The organism is Chlamydophila parapsittaci (assembly GCF_006385615.1).
GTDB lineage: Bacteria > Chlamydiota > Chlamydiia > Chlamydiales > Chlamydiaceae > Chlamydia > Chlamydia psittaci.
In genome coordinates, this window is the sequence record NZ_CP041038.1 from 382,453 (window position 1) to 399,269 (window position 16,817).

A 16,817-nucleotide genomic window follows, 5' to 3' on the forward strand; every position below is an offset into this window, starting at 1 on the left:
CAGAAAAAAGCAGGGAAATACGGATTAGGCATCAAGGAAGACCATGGAAAACGACATCTTATTAAATATAGAGTCCAAAGAAATTCGCTACGCTCATCTAAAAAACGGCCAGCTTTTTGACCTCATCATTGAAAGAAAAAAAATTCGCCAGCTCAAGGGCAACATCTATCGGGGTCGCGTAACTAATATCTTAAGAAACATTCAATCCGCATTCATCAATATTGATGAAAGAGAAAACGGCTTTATTCACATTTCCGACGTATTGGAGAACTCTAAGAAGTTTGAACAAATGTTTGATATGGATTTCGATGTTCTCCACAAAGAAAACAATGAAAAACCAGAAGCTCCTATAGAAGAGTTATTGAAATTAGACAGTCCTGTACTCGTTCAAGTGGTGAAAGAACCTATAGGCACTAAAGGAGCACGTCTCACCTCTAACATTTCTATTCCTGGACGTTATTTAGTTTTACTTCCTAACTCCCCTCATCGTGGTGTATCTAGAAAAATAGAAGATCCGCATATGAGGGATCAATTGAAACAGCTCATCCGCTCCTTTGAAATGCCTCAGGATATGGGTTTAATTTGTCGAACGGCTAGTGTCCTTGCTTCTACAGATGCGTTAATCAATGAAGCTCACGACTTACTTGCAACATGGAAGGGCATCCTGGAGAAATTCCATTCTACCGATCAGCCCTGTCTACTTTATGAAGAGACTGATATCTTAAAAAAGGCTGTTATCACCTGTATAGATAAGAATTATAAACGCTTATTGATAGATGATTACTCTACCTATCAAAAATGTAAGCGTATGCTCAAAAAATATTCCCCTAATTCTTCTGTAAAGATTGAATACTATCGTGATTCTATCCCTATGTTTGAACGTTTTAACATTGAAAAAGAGATAGATAAAGCAACAAAAAGGAAAATCTGGCTTTCAAGCGGTGGTTATCTATTTTTCGATAAAACAGAAGCGATGCATACAATTGATGTTAACTCAGGTAGAAGCACGCAACTAGAAAGTGGTGTTGAAGAAACTCTGGTACAAATCAATCTAGAGGCTGCTGAGGAAATTGCTAGACAACTCCGCTTACGTAATGTTGGGGGCTTAGTCATTATTGATTTCATAGATATGAAGTCACGGAAAAACCAACGTCGTGTTTTAGAACGCCTAAAAGAACATATGAAATACGATGCTGCTCGCTGTACGATTTTAAGTATGAGTGAATTTGGTCTTGTTGAGATGACCCGTCAGAGAAATCGCGAATCTTTAATGCAGACACTATTCACTACGTGTCCTTACTGTAGTGGGAATGCGATTATCAAAACCCCGGAAAGCGTGGTGATTGAAATTGAACGCGATCTCAAAAAAGTCATCAATCATAAGGAGCACACCCACCTGTGTTTAGTTGTGCATCCTGAAATTGCCAGTTTTATGAAACAAGAACAAGATGATGATGAACTCATCCGATTGGCTAAACATTTAAAAGCGAAATTACAAATCAATACCTCAGACTCGCTTCACCTCAATCACTACCAATTCTTTTCATTAGTTACAGGAGAGAGTATTGAATTATAGGCATGGTTATGCATTTTTCTACCTATCTACTAGAAGCCTTTGGCAACCAATCCTTACCTGAGTCCTTGTATCAGAAGTTTCAGATTTATCATCAAAATTATATCGATGCAGCGACGAGGAAATGTTCTTTAGAAAAGGCAGAAGAATTGTGTTTACAATGGTTAAAAATTGTCATTGAAGATCTCAAAGAGCCGTTTGTTTTCCCTCCGTACCATAAGAAAATCCGTTCACCGGTAGACCTGTTTGATTTCGGCAAACAATTTTTTTCAGTACTTGTAGATGATGAGCAATCTAAAATTTATAACCTTCATCATTTGGATCACATTCAAGCATTCATCGGGCGTAAAGATAACGTAATTTTGCTTGCCAATCATCAAACAGAATGCGATCCCCAACTGATGTATTATGCCTTAGGGAAGACCCACCCTGAACTTCTAGAAAACATGATTTTTGTTGCAGGAGATCGTGTAACTTCCGATCCTTTAGCACGTCCTTTTAGTATGGGATGCGATTTATTATGCATTTACTCCAAACGCCATATCAACAATCCTCCAGAGCAAAAAGAAGAGAAGCTTCATCATAACCAGAAAAGCATGAAAACATTGAAAACTCTACTCCATGAAGGAGGCAAGTTTATTTATGTAGCCCCTGCAGGAGGTAGAGATAGGAAAACGCAAGACAATCTTCTTTATCCTGCAGAATTTCAACCTGAAAGTGTAGAGATGTTTCGCTTGCTCACCAAGGCATCAGGGAGACCTGCTCATTTCTATCCATTTGCATTAAAAACCTATGACATTCTTCCTCCTCCACCAACAATAGAAGACACTATTGGAGAATACAGAGCAATTTTCTTTGCTCCGATTCGTTTTAGCTTTGGTGAAGAGATTTTATTAGACCAATTATGCTCTGAAGACGAGCTTAGCCAAAGTGATAAGCATAGCCAACGAGCCTTGAGATCAAAAAAAGCATTTTCTATTCTAACACAGTTGTACGAGGAATTATAAGAATGAAGTGGAAGGCACTATTCGTTACTTTACTTATATCTATAGCAGTAACGTCATGCAAACAATCTTCCAAGATCCTTCCTGATCATTGTCCCCTAAAAGTTTGTACCCCTTCCATAGCCAATCAAAGAACAGCAAAAATCATCTGTCCCAACGGACTGCAGTTGCTCATCATTTCCCATCCAGGGATTTCTAACTCAGGAGCTGCTTTAGCAGTGAAAACGGGGAACTCCCCAGATCCATAGGATTTTCCTGGGCTAGCACATTTAACAGAGCACTGTGTCTTTCTAGGAAATGCCAAATATCCTGATACCAACGGGTTTTCTCATTTCCTAAGTAACAACAATGGCGTATACAACGCCTATACGAGTTCCTATACAACACGCTTCCTATTTTCTATAAAAACTCAGCGTTTATTGAAGCGATTAATCAATTTGTGCATTTATTTATCCACCCTCTTTTCCGTCAGGAGGATATTGACAGAGAGAAACATGCCGTACACCAGGAATTTTCTATGCATCTCAATCAGGATCTTCGTCGTGTACACCGCATTCAACAACTTATTGCGCCTAAAGGACATCCTCTACAAAGATTTGGGTGTGGCAATGCTTCCACGTTAGCGCAAGTTCAAGCTCAGGACATGCATCAATGGTTTCATCAGCGTTATCACCCTGAAAATATGATAGCAGTCATCCACACAGCAGAAACTCTAGAAAAGGCTATCAAAATCTTTCCCAAGATTTTTGCGCAAATTCCTTCTAAGAAAAACCATCGACATCCCACGTTATCTTCTGTTGATGACTATCTCTCATCGGGGAAACTTTACATAAATGCTGCGGTGGAGCCTACAGCAAGTATGCAGGTCTACTGGCATCTCTATACTACCTCCCAAGCTCCCATAGGCTGTTATGCCGCCCTTTCCTATATCTTAAAGCACGAAGCAACTGATAGTCTTGTCTATCTATTAAAAAAGGAAAACCTCATTACAGAGTTAGATTCTGGATTTTATAAAACCTCAGACAACACAGTGAGTTTCACAATATACTATCAGCTCACTGAAAAAGGTGAACGAGAATACTCTAGAGTACTACTCCACACTTTTGCCTACTTACATCAAATCCAAAAACAGGGCATTCCTGAACACTGTCTAAAAGACATTACTACTATTAATACTCTAGAGTATTGCTACGGCTCAAACACGAATCTTTTCAAAACTCTGCAGGAACAAATTGCAGATCTTATTGACGAAGATTTAACCACATATCCCTATCGCTCTCTTGTTTATCCCAAATATTCCTCTGAGGAAGAGCAAAGCATTTTAAAAACGCTTTCAGATCCCAGCCAAGCGCGTTATGTGCTATCAACAAAAAACCCTAAAAATTGGCAAGAAGCCCTACAACACCATGATACGATTTTTGATATGGTCTATTATGAAAAGTCCTTATCGGATCTACAAGCCTACCAAGAAGCGGACTCAAAAGGATGTATGGCTTTGCCGCAACCGAATATTTATATTCCGAAAAATATTGAGGTTGCAAACGTGTCTAAAACAGACACAGAAGGATTTCCTTTCTTACCTAGATTAGCTTATCAAGATAAGGGTCTTACCTTTTACTATTGCGAGGACAACTTTTATACCACACCTAAGCTCACCATCAATTTACGCATACGCTCTCCCAAGATTTCTAGAAAGAATATCCGCTCCTTAATAGCTACGGATTTATGTGCTCTTGCTATTAACGAAAATCTTGTTAAACAATACTACCTAGCAGCTCAAGCGGGTCTTTCTTTCTCTACTTCTTTGCGTGGAGATGGGTTGAATTTAGAAATTACTGGATATACTACTACGGCCCCTATCTTACTGAAGTCTATTTTATCTTCTTTGAAACCTGCTATAGATAAAGACAAGTTCGACATACAGAAGCAACAGCTTCTAGAAATATATCAGAGAAAGATTTCAGAATGTCCTATACGTGCAGGGATCGATCAACTGTGGTCGTATACACTACACGACGTGTACTCTTATCAAGAAAAGCTTGCCTCTCTAAAAACCATGGATTTTGAAGAGGTAGAAAGTTTTGTAAACAGTCTATTTGACCAACTACATGTTGATGCTTTAGTTCTTGGACCGCCATCAAAAAAACAAGAAGACGAACTACTATCTATAGTTAAGGATTTTTCTTCTTGCTATCCACAATATGATGTCGACGGTTTTTACTATCAAAGGCAGGAGAAAGACATCGCCAATATAAACATAGATTATCCCTTATCAGGGAACGCTATGTTGTTAGTCCTTCAAGATAGACGTTCTTCTTCCATAGACCATGTCGTTGCCACAGAAATGATGTTTAAATGGCTACATCACATCGCCTTCTCTCATTTGCATACAGAACAACAATTAGGCTACGTTATAGGAGCATGTTACCACGAACCTCTACTATGTCCTTCAGGGATACTGTACATCCGTTCTAATGCATATACTCCTCAAGAATTGGCAATGAAAACACAGGCTTTCATCCAAAGTGTTGCTGCTTCGGTAGAGGATTTTGGTATGTCAGAGGCATATTTTTCTGACTTAAAAGACGCCTATATAAAAAATATTACTCATCCTACCCATTCCTTAGAATCTATGGGGTCGGCATTATTTTCGCTAGCCTTTGAAAAAGCGTCTGTACAATTTTCACTACCTAACGAAAAAATTGCCGCTGCTAAAAATATGAACTACACGGATTTTAAAGTTTACTGCCAGGAATTTCTCAATCAGAAATTAGGATCAGAAATTCCTGTATACATTCATGGAAAAGAGGGTTAGGTTTTCATCTAAAGAAACAATAAACAAATTCGGGAATATCTCTTAAAAACCAAAAGGTCATTAAAGAAATAATAGATGGTCCTAGGGCAAATAAGAATAGCCATCCTAAAGATAATGATGACGATGAAAATGAGGGTCGCAGAATAAGATAGCCCACGATGTTGGGCATATTAGAAACAATCGTCAATCCTCCTGCAGACATGCACCCAGCGATAACGAGGTAAAGAAAACAATCTGTAGCCACCGGGAGATTATGCACCAGGTAATTCACTAAGGCATTATCCAAGAATATGGATAAGGTATACGCAGTGATCATATAACCAAAATCTGACATTCTATGCATGAGCTCTAACACCCACCACTCTTGGAGTTCTCCAAAAATCACTAGACCTGCATAAAATAATCCTACAAAGCACACCTTAGAAAGGTTGATTGCGTGTTGATAGAAAATTGTAAATTTCTGAAATCCCAAATAAAAGATGAGGATAGCTGCCATTAACAGTGGAACTGATCTTGCAAGAATAACAGAGCCCACAAGGATGATATGCACACAAATAATCCATTTTGGCACACGTTCATTCATCACAGAGGGATTTCTCACTACCTTAGGGAAGTTATTAAATTCCTTTCTGAAAATGAGATAATAGATAGTTGTCGACAACAGGATAGCGATTATTGCTTTCCAACAGAAATATTGTAGAATAAAGCTATTTCCCCATTTCACTGAGGGTAAAATAATAAACAAAGCTCTAGAAGATAATGCGGAAGTTAATCCTCCGATAGAGATGTTAGCAAATAACAATCCCATGGTTGCATAAGCAAAACGTGGGGTTGGAGAAAACTTGTAGAAATTCCTAACTAGCAAAGTCGCAGCAATAATCATAGCGCCTGTCTCTTTCAGAAGGATGGAAGACAATGGCGAAGCGATCATCAGCGTCCACCACCAGCACCGTGGGGACTGCTTACCTATTTTTGCAATATTGGAGAAAACACGTTCTGAGAAGTATACGATAGGTCGAGATTCAAGAAGAATGAGCATAATGACAATAAACAGGGAAAATACGTAGTTCCTACTATTGAAATAACTCATAGTCACTCTATATCCTTCAGAATAGAGGAACCATAAAAATAGCGGAGCTGCCCAAAGAACGAAAACTAGCTCTACCCTACTTACTAATCGATAAAATTCACTCAACCAAAGATATTTCTTCCACCTTTCTGGGAATACCATTTTTTTATGCTGATACCGTTGACATTGTCTGAACAACCAAGGCGTAAGAAATGTATGCAGTATAGAACAGAAAAAAAGCAGAGCCGCTCCGGTCTTCAATGACGAAGAGTATTGAGGTAAAATCATAAACAACCTAGGAGACGACAATTCTTATAATTATCAATAGAGATATCTTGAGTAAAAATAAAGACTCAAAAGCATTTTCCTAACTCAGAGAGTCAGCAATTAGAAAATCACTTCCTTTTGAAAATAGAATGTGGGAAAGAAATTGTAAAAAATTTTTTATTTCTATAAGTAAGAGAAAGAGATGAGGGTCTGATTATGACGCATACAATTACACTATTGACTACTGACAACAATACTGAAGAGCTTAAACAAGCACTTCAAAGGATTACCACAGCTTATTCATGTGTTCTTGGATCTTCACATGAACAAGAAAATGCTGATCAGATTTACGAAGTTTGCCAAGCTGAGAGTACTCTTTCTGTTGAGGCAAGTAAGATAGTTTCTGTTGCTGAAGGAACCTTATTGTCTTGTTGTTGTAAATAGACTATCGCAATGCTCAAACCATCCAGTGTATTTGCGTAAGCTATTTACGAGCATACCCTGGCTATTGTGGATAGTTGCATGGATAGCTTTAACTATGGAGGGGTCTATTTCGATTTCCTTGGGATAACTTACAAATAGCGTTGCCCCGGCCCCAGACATACTAACGTGAGCATCAAAAGGACTCCATATCCTTTTTAGCATGTCTTTTTTCTCTTCAAGATCCCTACGAAAACGAAACACGGACTTTTCTAAATCATTGTTTCTCTCGTATAAAGATAAGCATTCTTCCCTTTTAGAAAAATCTTCGGGGCGTACATAAGAAAAAGCGTCTTTAGTCAAGACAGCTTGGTCTGAGAAATAGAGGACATACCTTTCATCGCCACGATCGTTTTCGTAAGGAAGGATTTGCTCGCCACATCCTATGCCTAGAGCAGATCCCAATGAGAAGAACAGAGGGACATCCATGCCAATCTTTTTCCCTAGCTCTTGCAGAACATCATTGGATAGTTGCGTTTGGAAATGTTGATTTAAAGCATAGAGTGCTGTAGCAGCATTGCTACTGCCGCCTCCCATACCAGATCCTATAGGAATACGCTTATACAACCGCCAAGCAACAGGACTGTAGATTTTGGTGTAGTCTCTGAAAACCTGAACACTTTTCCATATGAGATTTTGAGGAGTATTTAATTCTGGTAGATTACAAATAAGAGAATCTTCACTACTACTCTCTAAGCTCAGGCTATCTCCAAAATTGATGACTTGGTATAGGGTTGTCATCTCGTGGAAGCCATGAGCTGTTTTGCCGTGAAGCTTTAAAAAGAGATTGAGTTTTGCTGGAGAAAAAAGATCCATAAAACCAATTTTGTATAGGCGAGGAGCAGACTCCCCACCTTGCCTAATTTAATTCTTCAGCAGCTGTCTGTTCTTGAGACGGTTGCGTATTAAGAACGGCAACGTACGAACTTTCAGAAGATACTTCAACCATTAAAGTTGCAGTTACGTCTTCCTTTAGTTTTAAAGGTACACTTTTCTTTCCAAGATTTTTAATCGCATAATGAGCGTGAGGGAAATTCTTACGTGTAAGAACAATATTTTTCTTAGCTGCCTCGGCAATAATATCACTTACTGTGACGGAACCATACATATTATTATCCGGGTCTACACGGACCTGAAACTCAAGAACGATATCTTTAAGAATTTCTGCTAATTTTTCAGATTCTGCCTTATCTGCTGCTGCACGGAGTAACCGTTCTTCTTTCAATTTAGCCTGCAACCTTAAGGTTCCAGCTCCTGCTATCACAGCTTTCTGTTGAGGCAGAAGATAGTTACGAACATATCCAGGACGTGCAGTTACAATATCGCCACTACGGCCTAAACCCTCAACATCCTCTAGTAAAAGTAGTTGTTGTTTCATTTTGTCTCTTTTCCTCTAAATTAATCTTCTCCTACAAAAGGTAGAAACCCTATATGACGCGCTCTCTTAATAGCTAGGGTAAGAATACCTTGGAAGCGGGAAGAGACACCTGTAATTCTTCTAGGTAAGATCTTACCTCTTTCCGTAATAAATTTTTTTAAAGTTTCCGTATCTTTGTAATCGATTGTTTTCCAACCTGCGGAAACAAAAGGGCATTTCTTATTAAAACGCTTCCTTCTGTGTTCATTATTATGAACAGGCTTATTCATATTTTCTCCTTAAACAATTATTCTGGTAATGATGCGAATTCTAAAACTTCTTTGACTGCATCAGTTTTAAGGGTTAAGAATCTGAGAAGATCTTCATTAAGATGATACTCTTTCCATAACTCGGCTATCACTCCAGGAACTACTGTAAAGTAAATAAGATAGTAGTAACCTTCTCTAGCTCCACGAATAGTATACGCTAATTTTTTGCGTCCTTGATCATGAATTTTTAGAATTTCGCCACCATAATTTGTGATGCCTGAAGTTACCTTCTCCAAAGCCTTGCGTCTAGCTTCTTCACTGAGAGTAACACTAAATACATACGCCCCTTCGTATAGTTGGGTTGTTTTTTCTTTCATTAAAAACTCCTAAACATAGCTAGAGTAGTTTATTTCCCTAAGATATCCCAGTCTACAAAAATTACTTAAGGGATCTCCTAGGCTGTTTGAGCCCCAGAACACCATTGAGAAAATAACGCACTGGCCTCGATAAATAAGGATTGTATTCCAATCTGTTCTTCTTCAGTAAACTGCCCGAGAACAAAGTCCGACAACTCTACATTTTCTCTTTGAGGTCGACCTATACCCAAACGCAACTGCCAATAGTCATTCGAACCTAGGCTTTGTGTGATACTTTTTATCCCTTTATGACCGCCTCCTCCAGCACTTTGGCGAAGACGAATATTACCAAATGGTTGGTTCACATCATCAGCGATAACTAGAATACGGTCTGTTGCAATATTATAATATCCCTTAACTGCTAAAACAGCCTTACCACTTAAATTAACATAAGTCCTAGGCTTTATAAAAACCATAGACCCTTGGGACGACTCTACCTTGGCAATATCAGAAAATAATTTCGGAGCTTCTTTAAAATGCACTCCGGGGAACTGCTGAACTAGCCTATCCACACATAGGAATCCTATGTTGTGTCGCGTCCATATATATTGGCGCCCCGGATTCCCTATGGCAACAACCAGACTAGTCATAAATAAATTATCTTCTAGATACTGTTACAACAACTTCCTTCAGAGGGGTGATAGGTCGAAGCCCTGCAGGGAGTTGAATATCCGAAAGCTTTCTTGTCTGAGACAATCCTAGAGAGCGGACATCCAATTCTAAGTAGGGAACAACATCTTTAGGTTTACATACGACACGTAAAGCACGGATAACTTGTCTTAAAGATCCGCCTAGTTTTACGCCAACACAATCCACGGCATTAATACAGCGAATTGGAATATTTAATTTTACATCACGATCTTCTATAAGTTCTTCAAAATCTAAGTGGATCACTTTATATGAGGTCACTTGATATTGAATATCTTTAACTAAGGCCTTAATCGTACGACCTTCGTAAGATAAAGAAAAAATTGTAGAAGATAGCGCACCGCTTTCTAGGCTAGATAAAAATTTGCTAAACACGTGAGCATCAACAACAATATTTGCTAGGCTCTTTCCGCCAGAGTAAATAACAGCAGGAATACCTCCTGTTTGACGAATTTTTTTAAGCAAAGATTTTTTATCAGTCTCGCGACTTGTAACTACGAGCTCCATAATGTGCTATTCTCCATAATCTTGAGCTAAAAGAATCCTCTGCAAAAACACCTCTTCCCAGAGTTAAAACACGCTTTCCCAGGGACCATTGACTGTCATGTCTAGAACATATATCTGAACAGTTTTCGAGGCAAAATTATAGCTCTATCTCGGAAAAAGTCAATCTTTTCCCTAAAATGAAGTTTTCCTTAACAGAACGACAAACCATGCTGAGGGGAATAAAAAAAAGAAATAACAGAAACCTTGGGGTGAAAGGATTCGAACCTCCGATGCACGGTACCAAAAACCGCTGCCTTACCGCTTGGCTACACCCCAGCATAAGGTTATAGTTTATCTAATCTTCAGTTTTTGAAAATAAGAAAATTGCAAAATGGCTAAGAATTTTGCCACAACATCAAGTGGTTATGGCAAAAAATAGGCCTTTTCGTCTTGTGATTTTTGTTCTTAGCTTGCTATGACGCGTAGATAAGCTGTAAAAAGAGAAAGCCATGAAAATCATACAAGCTTCTGTAGAATGTGCTCCTTTTATTAAAGCTGGTGGACTAGGTGATGTTGTTTATGGTTTATCGAAAGCATTATCTATCGACCATGACGTTGAAATCCTCCTCCCCTTCTATCCTTTTCTCTTCCCTGCGTTTTCTTCTAAAGCGCTTAATGAGCAATTTTTCTCTTATAACTTTTTAGGAAGACAAAATGCGACCGCCACCTCCTATGAATATGAAGGGATGACTCTTACTGTGATTACATTGGACTCACAATCGGAGCTTTTTTCCACGTCGACGATCTACACCGAAGATGACACGCTACGTTTCAGTGCTTTTTCTGCTGCTGCTGCTGCATATATTCAAAAATTAGATAAAGTAGATGTTGTGCATATGCATGACTGGCATGTAGGACTTTTAGCGGGGCTGTTAAAAGAACCTAATCTTCCTAGCTATCCAAAAAGAATTTTCACAATTCACAACTTTAGTTATCGAGGCTATTGCAGTACACAATTGCTTGGAGCCTCTGAAATCAGTGATTTCGGATTAAGCAATTACCAATTATTTAGAGATCCGAACACGAGCGTCCTCCTCAAAGGAGCCTTATATTGTTCTGATTACATTACTACCGTATCTCCTTCATATGCTCAGGATATACTCAATGATTATTCGGATTACGAAATACACGATGCCATCATGTCTAGACGTCATGTTTTTTGTGGTATTTTGAATGGTATAGATGAAAATATTTGGAATCCAGAAACAGATCCTGCTTTAGCGGAGCATTATGGTAACAATTTGCTTGAGTCTCCTGATGTCCTATTTACAAAGAAAGAAGAAAACAAAATCTCCTTGTATGAGAAATTAGGGCTATCTCTTGAATACTCTCCTTTAATGTGTGTAATCTCACGGATTGTTGAGCAAAAAGGTCCTGAATTTATGAAAGCTGCTATTCTTCATGCTATGGAAAATAGCTATGCTCTAGTCATTGCAGGCACATGCTACGATCAAGAAATTCAAAGACAATTTACCAATTTACAAGAATCTTTAACGGCTTCGCCGAATATTCGGATTATTTTGGATTATAATGATTCCCTAGTACGCTTAATTTATGGTGCTGCGGATATGATCTGCATTCCTTCACATTTTGAACCTTGTGGACTTACACAACTTATTGGAATGCGCTATGGAACCGTGCCTCTAGTTAGATCTACTGGGGGTCTTGCTGATACCGTTACTATGGGGGTCAATGGTTTTACTTTTTCCCATACGGATAACTTCAATGACTTCTTTCATATGTTATCCCAAGCAGTTTCTACCTATAGGCATGAGCCTGACGTATGGTTTCAACTTGTTGAAGAGGGCATGTTACGACCATCAGGACTCACCACCATGGCTACCCATTACTTAGAGGTCTATAATTCCTTATTCTGATCGTTTCCCTTAGACTTCGCCCTTTGTAGCACGTGATTCTTATTCACCCAAAAATACTCAGCTCCTGAACATACGGAATAGATAGCCACTATAGACCCAACTACCGAAGCAAAAAGCTCTAGCTCTCTCTCAGAAATCATTCCCAGTGAATGAGGGATCATAGCGAGCAAAATCAACAAAAAGCTGATACCTTGTAAAATAGCCTTTAATTTTCCACTCGCTCTAGCAGCTAGTACAACCCCTCGGAAAGCGCATACAGTACGTAATGTACTAATAACAGAATCTCTAGCGAGAAAAATGAACACAAGAATTAAGGGGAAATTTACCGGAGGTTGAGTGAATGTGAGATATAGAGAAATTCGATAAATACTATCGGCCATAGGATCAAGAAGTTTCCCTAAATCAGTCACCTGAGAAAACTTCCTAGCTACATAGCCATCGATAGCATCCGTAAGCTCTGAGAGGCCCAAAAGAGCCAGTAAAACATAGGGAAGAACCACGGGGGTGATCCCCAGCCACTTTCCTTTGAGATAGAGCAGCATGAAAATTGGCGTTATAAATAGCCGGGAAAAAGTTAGATAATTAGGTAGTCCCACCCCATACCTCTATCAAAAAATTGCTTAAACGAGAACCTCAGCACTATAATGAATGCCTAAGAGACAAATTAAATAGATAAGAATTAGAGCGCAAGTATCGAGTGTTATAATGTTAAAAAACTATTTTTTGAAGATAGTATTTTCTGCTACAGGACAGCCTCTAGTTCTTTTCTTAGTATTGTTTGTTTTTATTTGTAGTGATATCTTTGCCCTTATTCTTAAGAAAAATCCTCATTTCTAACACTATCTATCGTGTAAATCACGGATTTTTCTACGTTTTTTTTTGATTGGAGTTTTACTATGTCACAACCTCTTACTTTACAAGCAATGATTGCTAAAATTTTACAATTCTGGAGTGAACAGGGGTGTGTGATTCATCAGGGGTATGATCTAGAGGTAGGTGCAGGAACATTTAACCCTGCAACATTTTTGCGTGCTCTAGGTCCAGAGCCTTATCAAACTGCCTATGTAGAGCCTTCTAGACGCCCTCAAGACGGTCGTTACGGCACGCATCCCAACCGCCTGCAAAACTACCACCAACTTCAGGTACTTCTTAAACCCGTCCCCACAAATTTTCTCTCTTTATATAAAGATTCACTACAAATTATAGGTTTGGATCTTCGTGAGCATGATATTCGTTTTGTCCATGATGACTGGGAAAATCCTACGATCGGTGCTTGGGGTTTAGGTTGGGAAGTATGGCTAAATGGCATGGAAATTACCCAGTTGACCTATTTCCAAGCTATAGGAAGCAAGCCTCTCGATACAATCAGTGGAGAGATTACTTATGGCATTGAACGCATTGCTATGTACCTACAAAAGAAAAACTCCATTTTCGATGTTCTCTGGAGTGATGAGCTCACCTATGGAGACGTGACTCGAGCTTCTGAAAAAGCTTGGAGTGAATATAATTTCGATGCTGCCAATACCCAGATGTGGTTAAAACACTTTGAAGACTTTGCTCAAGAGGCTTTAGCTGCCCTAGATCAAGGGTTACCCGTTCCTGCTTACGACTTTGTTATTAAGGCATCTCACGCCTTTAATATTCTTGATGCTCGAGGCGTGATTTCTGTTACGGAGCGTACCCGCTACATTACTAGAATTCGTCAATTAGCCCGTGCTGTTGCAGATGGTTATGTAGATTGGCGCGCCTCTTTAAATTACCCATTACTTCGCAATAGGAAGGCTGATAAGCATGTAGATACACAAGCTCTTCCATGTCCTAAAATGGAAACTGCGGAAAATTTCCTATTAGAGATTGGTGCTGAGGAACTGCCTGCAACTTTCGTCCCCATCGGGATTCAGCAGTTAGAATCTTTGGCGAAGAAGCTTTTATCTGACTACAATATTGGTTATGACAGTTTAGAAGTCTTAGGATCTCCAAGAAGACTGGCTTTATTAATTTACAACTTAGAGCCGACAGCCATACAAAAAGCTGTTGAGAAGAAGGGCCCCATCCTATCCTCTTTATTTAGTGATTCCGGAGATGTAACTACGCAGGGTGAGCAATTCTTTGCTACTCATCATGTGGATATCCGTCATTATAGTGAGCTTTCACAACACTCTTTGTTCGATATTCGTGAAATCAATGGTGTACAATATCTCTTCCTTCTCCATCCTGAAGTGCGTAAAGACACCGCTGTGATTCTATCCAATGAATTGCCTAAATTAATTCAGTCTATGAAATTCCCTAAGAAAATGACCTATGATGATAGTGGTGTAGAATATGCTCGCCCTATTCGTTGGTTAGTTTCTCTATATGGGACCTCTGTGCTTCCTTTTTCCTTTGGCAAAGTCTCTGCTTCGAATATTTCCTGGGGACATCGCCAGTTGGATCCTAGAGAAGTACGCATTCCTTCTTGTGAACGTTATATAGATACACTACGTGATGCATGTGTGATTGTGTCTCATAAAGAACGAAGAGAAATTATTGAACAAGGGTTAAAGTTACACAGCTCGGATAGTGTTTCGCCGATAACTAATCCTCGTTTACTTGAGGAAACTGTTTTCCTTACAGAGCATCCTTTTGTTACTTGCGGACAATTCGATCCTGAGTTTTGTTCACTACCTAAAGAGCTTCTCATTGCTGAAATGGTAAATCACCAAAAATACTTCCCTACCCAAAATACAGCTCAACAAATTACCAATCAGTTTATTTTAGTTTGTGACAACTGTCCCAATGACATTATTATTCAAGGGAATGAAAAAGCCTTAACTCCTCGTCTCACCGATGGAGCATTCCTCTTTGCACAAGATCTAAAAACTCCGTTAACAACTTTTGTGGATAAACTAAAATCCGTAACCTATTTTGAAGCTCTTGGCTCACTTTATGACAAAGTACAAAGGTTAAAAGCTCATAAAAACATAGTTTACCCACTCATGCCTTTATCTTCTGAAGAAGACATAAACACAGCAATAGAGTTCTGTAAAGCTGACTTAGTTTCTGCTGTGGTTAATGAATTTGCAGAACTTCAAGGTATCATGGGAGAATATTACCTGAAACATGCGGGATTATTTCATGCATCTGCGGTAGCTATAGGAGAACATTTACGTCATATTACTTATGGTCAGACGATCTCCACGACAGGAACTCTATTAAGTCTGCTAGATCGTTTTGATAATTTACTTTCTTGTTTTATATTAAATCTCCGACCGACTTCATCTCATGATCCTTATGCCTTACGTCGTCAGTCTTTAGAGATTCTTACACTGTTACATGCTTCCGAAGTTTCTCTGGATCTTGAAAATCTACTTTATCATTTAGCGGATAACTTTCCTTCTACCGTTGAAGGGACTTCCTGGGATAAACCTGCGGTTATCAAAGATCTCCTAGCATTTATATGGGGAAGACTAAAAACCTTTTTGGCCTCTCTAGGATTCAGCAAAGATGAAATTGCGACTGTACTTTCTGATACCTCCGAGAAAAACCCTGTAGAAATTATAAAATCTGCGACAGCCATTCAAGAAATGAAAGCGAATCAAGGGGCTACTTTAGAAAAAATTACAACGACGCATAATCGCTTAAAAAAGATTTTAGCTTCTTTGAAACTCCCTACGAATAAACACACGTCCATGGAACTTGGTCTACAGGAAGGTCGTCTAAAAGCTGCTCTCCATCAGTTTGATGCATCGGCAAATATTAAGAATAAAAAAGAGTATTTCCTCTGTCTTGGAGAACTTGCAGACAACATTAATCTGTTCTTAAATGAAGTTCATGTGACTAGTGGCAGCGAAGAATTAAAAAACTTACGCATTCATCTGTTACTAGTAGCTATGGAGAAATTCTCTTCGTATCATTGGGAATCTTTAAAAAGTTAAGAGAAGCTTGTAGCAAAAAAAAAGTGGCCTGATAGATTCCTATCAATGGCCACTTTTCTCAATCCTAAATACATAGGATCTTATACTTCTAATGAAGTGACATCTAGAACAGTTTCTGTTAATCCATCGACAACGATAGTTACTAAGAATACTCCACATGCAGGATCAGGGAATTGTGTATCTGGGAATCTATTCTGAAAATCTTGAACTTTAGATGAATTTTCTTCATCACAGCTGTCAGGTTGTAAAACCGCTATAACTGCTAGACCATCGAATGAACATCCGAAGAAATCACTGAGATCAAGCCCTTCCTCAATCAGCTCTTCTAAAAGTGGATGATGTTGATGACTCATCAAAACAATGACCAAAGGAATACCTTCATCTTGGGCATGTTTTAAGGCTGCACCATAGTCTTGGAAGACGCAATGACAGCAATCCTCTGAAACCAGTGCACTAGTGGGCTCATCTACTGCTTGAATCAGATGAGCAGGCAATAAGAAACATGATAATAAAGCTAATAAAATACGCATAAAACTACTTTCCCTAATTAAAATGCCCACCACAATAGCAGGAGATAGAGAA

General features: G+C 38.9%; 14 protein-coding genes, 1 tRNA gene and 1 pseudogene. 6 read left to right on the top strand and 10 right to left on the bottom strand.

Translation table 11 applies throughout. From position 1 onward, the window contains the following. Positions 1-43 precede the first annotated feature (43 nt). The 3 genes and pseudogenes from FI836_RS01630 to FI836_RS01650 all read left to right on the top strand — a co-directional run bounded on the left by FI836_RS01630 (position 44) and on the right by FI836_RS01650 (position 5,392). Entirely contained in the window at positions 44-1,576 is a 1,533-nt protein-coding gene (locus FI836_RS01630) for an Rne/Rng family ribonuclease (RefSeq protein ID WP_014943994.1), read from the top strand. 8 nt (positions 1,577-1,584) lie between these two features. Then, positions 1,585-2,580, top strand: a complete 996-nt coding sequence (locus FI836_RS01635; protein ID WP_014943995.1) for a 1-acyl-sn-glycerol-3-phosphate acyltransferase — start codon at positions 1,585-1,587, stop codon at positions 2,578-2,580. A gap of 2 nt (positions 2,581-2,582) precedes the next feature. Continuing rightward, positions 2,583-5,392 (top strand): annotated as a pseudogene (locus FI836_RS01650) (insulinase family protein). Positions 5,393-5,396: 4 nt separating this feature from the next. Here FI836_RS01650 and FI836_RS01655 read toward each other — a convergent pair. Continuing rightward, entirely contained in the window at positions 5,397-6,749 is a 1,353-nt protein-coding gene (locus FI836_RS01655; protein WP_014943998.1) for a putative Na+/H+ antiporter, read from the bottom strand. A gap of 195 nt (positions 6,750-6,944) precedes the next feature. Between FI836_RS01655 and rbp7 the strand changes: the two genes are divergently transcribed. Then, the gene (rbp7, locus tag FI836_RS01660; RefSeq protein WP_006343475.1) at positions 6,945-7,172 is read left to right on the top strand and encodes a reticulate body protein Rbp-7; all 228 of its coding nucleotides are present in this window, start codon (positions 6,945-6,947) and stop codon (positions 7,170-7,172) included. On the opposite strand, the gene ispE is transcribed toward rbp7, so the two are convergent. The 7 genes from ispE to FI836_RS01695 all read right to left on the bottom strand — a co-directional run bounded on the left by ispE (position 7,149) and on the right by FI836_RS01695 (position 10,720). Continuing rightward, the gene (ispE, locus tag FI836_RS01665; RefSeq protein ID WP_014943999.1) at positions 7,149-8,024 is read right to left on the bottom strand and encodes a 4-(cytidine 5'-diphospho)-2-C-methyl-D-erythritol kinase; all 876 of its coding nucleotides are present in this window, start codon (positions 8,022-8,024) and stop codon (positions 7,149-7,151) included. The two genes, rbp7 and ispE, sit on opposite strands and share 24 nt — an antisense overlap. A 43-nt stretch (positions 8,025-8,067) precedes the next feature. Next, a complete protein-coding gene (rplI, locus tag FI836_RS01670) occupies positions 8,068-8,586 on the bottom strand; it encodes a 50S ribosomal protein L9 (RefSeq protein WP_006343477.1) in 519 nt (172 codons plus the stop codon). Between the two features lie 20 nt (positions 8,587-8,606). Further along, positions 8,607-8,855, bottom strand: a complete 249-nt coding sequence (gene rpsR / locus FI836_RS01675) for a 30S ribosomal protein S18 (protein WP_006343478.1) — start codon at positions 8,853-8,855, stop codon at positions 8,607-8,609. Positions 8,856-8,872: 17 nt separating this feature from the next. Further along, a complete protein-coding gene (gene rpsF / locus FI836_RS01680; protein WP_006343479.1) occupies positions 8,873-9,211 on the bottom strand; it encodes a 30S ribosomal protein S6 in 339 nt (112 codons plus the stop codon). A gap of 77 nt (positions 9,212-9,288) precedes the next feature. Further along, complete coding sequence (gene pth / locus FI836_RS01685; protein ID WP_006343480.1) at positions 9,289-9,840, bottom strand: aminoacyl-tRNA hydrolase; 552 nt, start codon at positions 9,838-9,840, stop codon at positions 9,289-9,291. 7 nt (positions 9,841-9,847) lie between these two features. Then, complete coding sequence (locus FI836_RS01690) at positions 9,848-10,405, bottom strand: 50S ribosomal protein L25/general stress protein Ctc (protein WP_014944000.1); 558 nt, start codon at positions 10,403-10,405, stop codon at positions 9,848-9,850. A gap of 243 nt (positions 10,406-10,648) precedes the next feature. Further along, positions 10,649-10,720 (bottom strand) — tRNA-Gln (locus FI836_RS01695). A gap of 173 nt (positions 10,721-10,893) precedes the next feature. Here FI836_RS01695 and glgA point away from each other — a divergent pair. Next, positions 10,894-12,321, top strand: a complete 1,428-nt coding sequence (gene glgA / locus FI836_RS01700; RefSeq protein WP_014944001.1) for a glycogen synthase GlgA — start codon at positions 10,894-10,896, stop codon at positions 12,319-12,321. On the opposite strand, the gene pgsA is transcribed toward glgA, so the two are convergent. Continuing rightward, positions 12,303-12,917: a CDP-diacylglycerol--glycerol-3-phosphate 3-phosphatidyltransferase gene (gene pgsA / locus FI836_RS01705; RefSeq protein WP_013462729.1), complete on the bottom strand. Its 615-nt coding sequence runs from the start codon at positions 12,915-12,917 to the stop codon at positions 12,303-12,305. The genes glgA and pgsA overlap by 19 nt on opposite strands. A 300-nt stretch (positions 12,918-13,217) precedes the next feature. Between pgsA and FI836_RS01710 the strand changes: the two genes are divergently transcribed. Continuing rightward, positions 13,218-16,235, top strand: coding sequence for a glycine--tRNA ligase (locus FI836_RS01710; protein WP_139934565.1), 3,018 nt, complete (start codon positions 13,218-13,220; stop codon positions 16,233-16,235). An 80-nt stretch (positions 16,236-16,315) separates the two neighbouring features. Here FI836_RS01710 and FI836_RS01715 read toward each other — a convergent pair whose 3' ends face one another. Next, entirely contained in the window at positions 16,316-16,765 is a 450-nt protein-coding gene (locus FI836_RS01715; RefSeq protein WP_006343486.1) for a hypothetical protein, read from the bottom strand. Positions 16,766-16,817 lie beyond the last annotated feature (52 nt).

Coding starts and splice junctions, on each gene's coding strand:
- FI836_RS01630 (WP_014943994.1), top strand. CDS start 44: ATGGAAAACGACATCTTATTAAATATAGAGTCCAAAGAAATTCGCTAC.
- FI836_RS01635 (WP_014943995.1), top strand. CDS start 1,585: ATGCATTTTTCTACCTATCTACTAGAAGCCTTTGGCAACCAATCCTTA.
- FI836_RS01655 (WP_014943998.1), bottom strand. CDS start 6,749: ATGATTTTACCTCAATACTCTTCGTCATTGAAGACCGGAGCGGCTCTG.
- rbp7 (WP_006343475.1), top strand. CDS start 6,945: ATGACGCATACAATTACACTATTGACTACTGACAACAATACTGAAGAG.
- ispE (WP_014943999.1), bottom strand. CDS start 8,024: ATGGATCTTTTTTCTCCAGCAAAACTCAATCTCTTTTTAAAGCTTCAC.
- rplI (WP_006343477.1), bottom strand. CDS start 8,586: ATGAAACAACAACTACTTTTACTAGAGGATGTTGAGGGTTTAGGCCGT.
- rpsR (WP_006343478.1), bottom strand. CDS start 8,855: ATGAATAAGCCTGTTCATAATAATGAACACAGAAGGAAGCGTTTTAAT.
- rpsF (WP_006343479.1), bottom strand. CDS start 9,211: ATGAAAGAAAAAACAACCCAACTATACGAAGGGGCGTATGTATTTAGT.
- pth (WP_006343480.1), bottom strand. CDS start 9,840: ATGACTAGTCTGGTTGTTGCCATAGGGAATCCGGGGCGCCAATATATA.
- FI836_RS01690 (WP_014944000.1), bottom strand. CDS start 10,405: ATGGAGCTCGTAGTTACAAGTCGCGAGACTGATAAAAAATCTTTGCTT.
- glgA (WP_014944001.1), top strand. CDS start 10,894: ATGAAAATCATACAAGCTTCTGTAGAATGTGCTCCTTTTATTAAAGCT.
- FI836_RS01710 (WP_139934565.1), top strand. CDS start 13,218: ATGTCACAACCTCTTACTTTACAAGCAATGATTGCTAAAATTTTACAA.
- FI836_RS01715 (WP_006343486.1), bottom strand. CDS start 16,765: ATGCGTATTTTATTAGCTTTATTATCATGTTTCTTATTGCCTGCTCAT.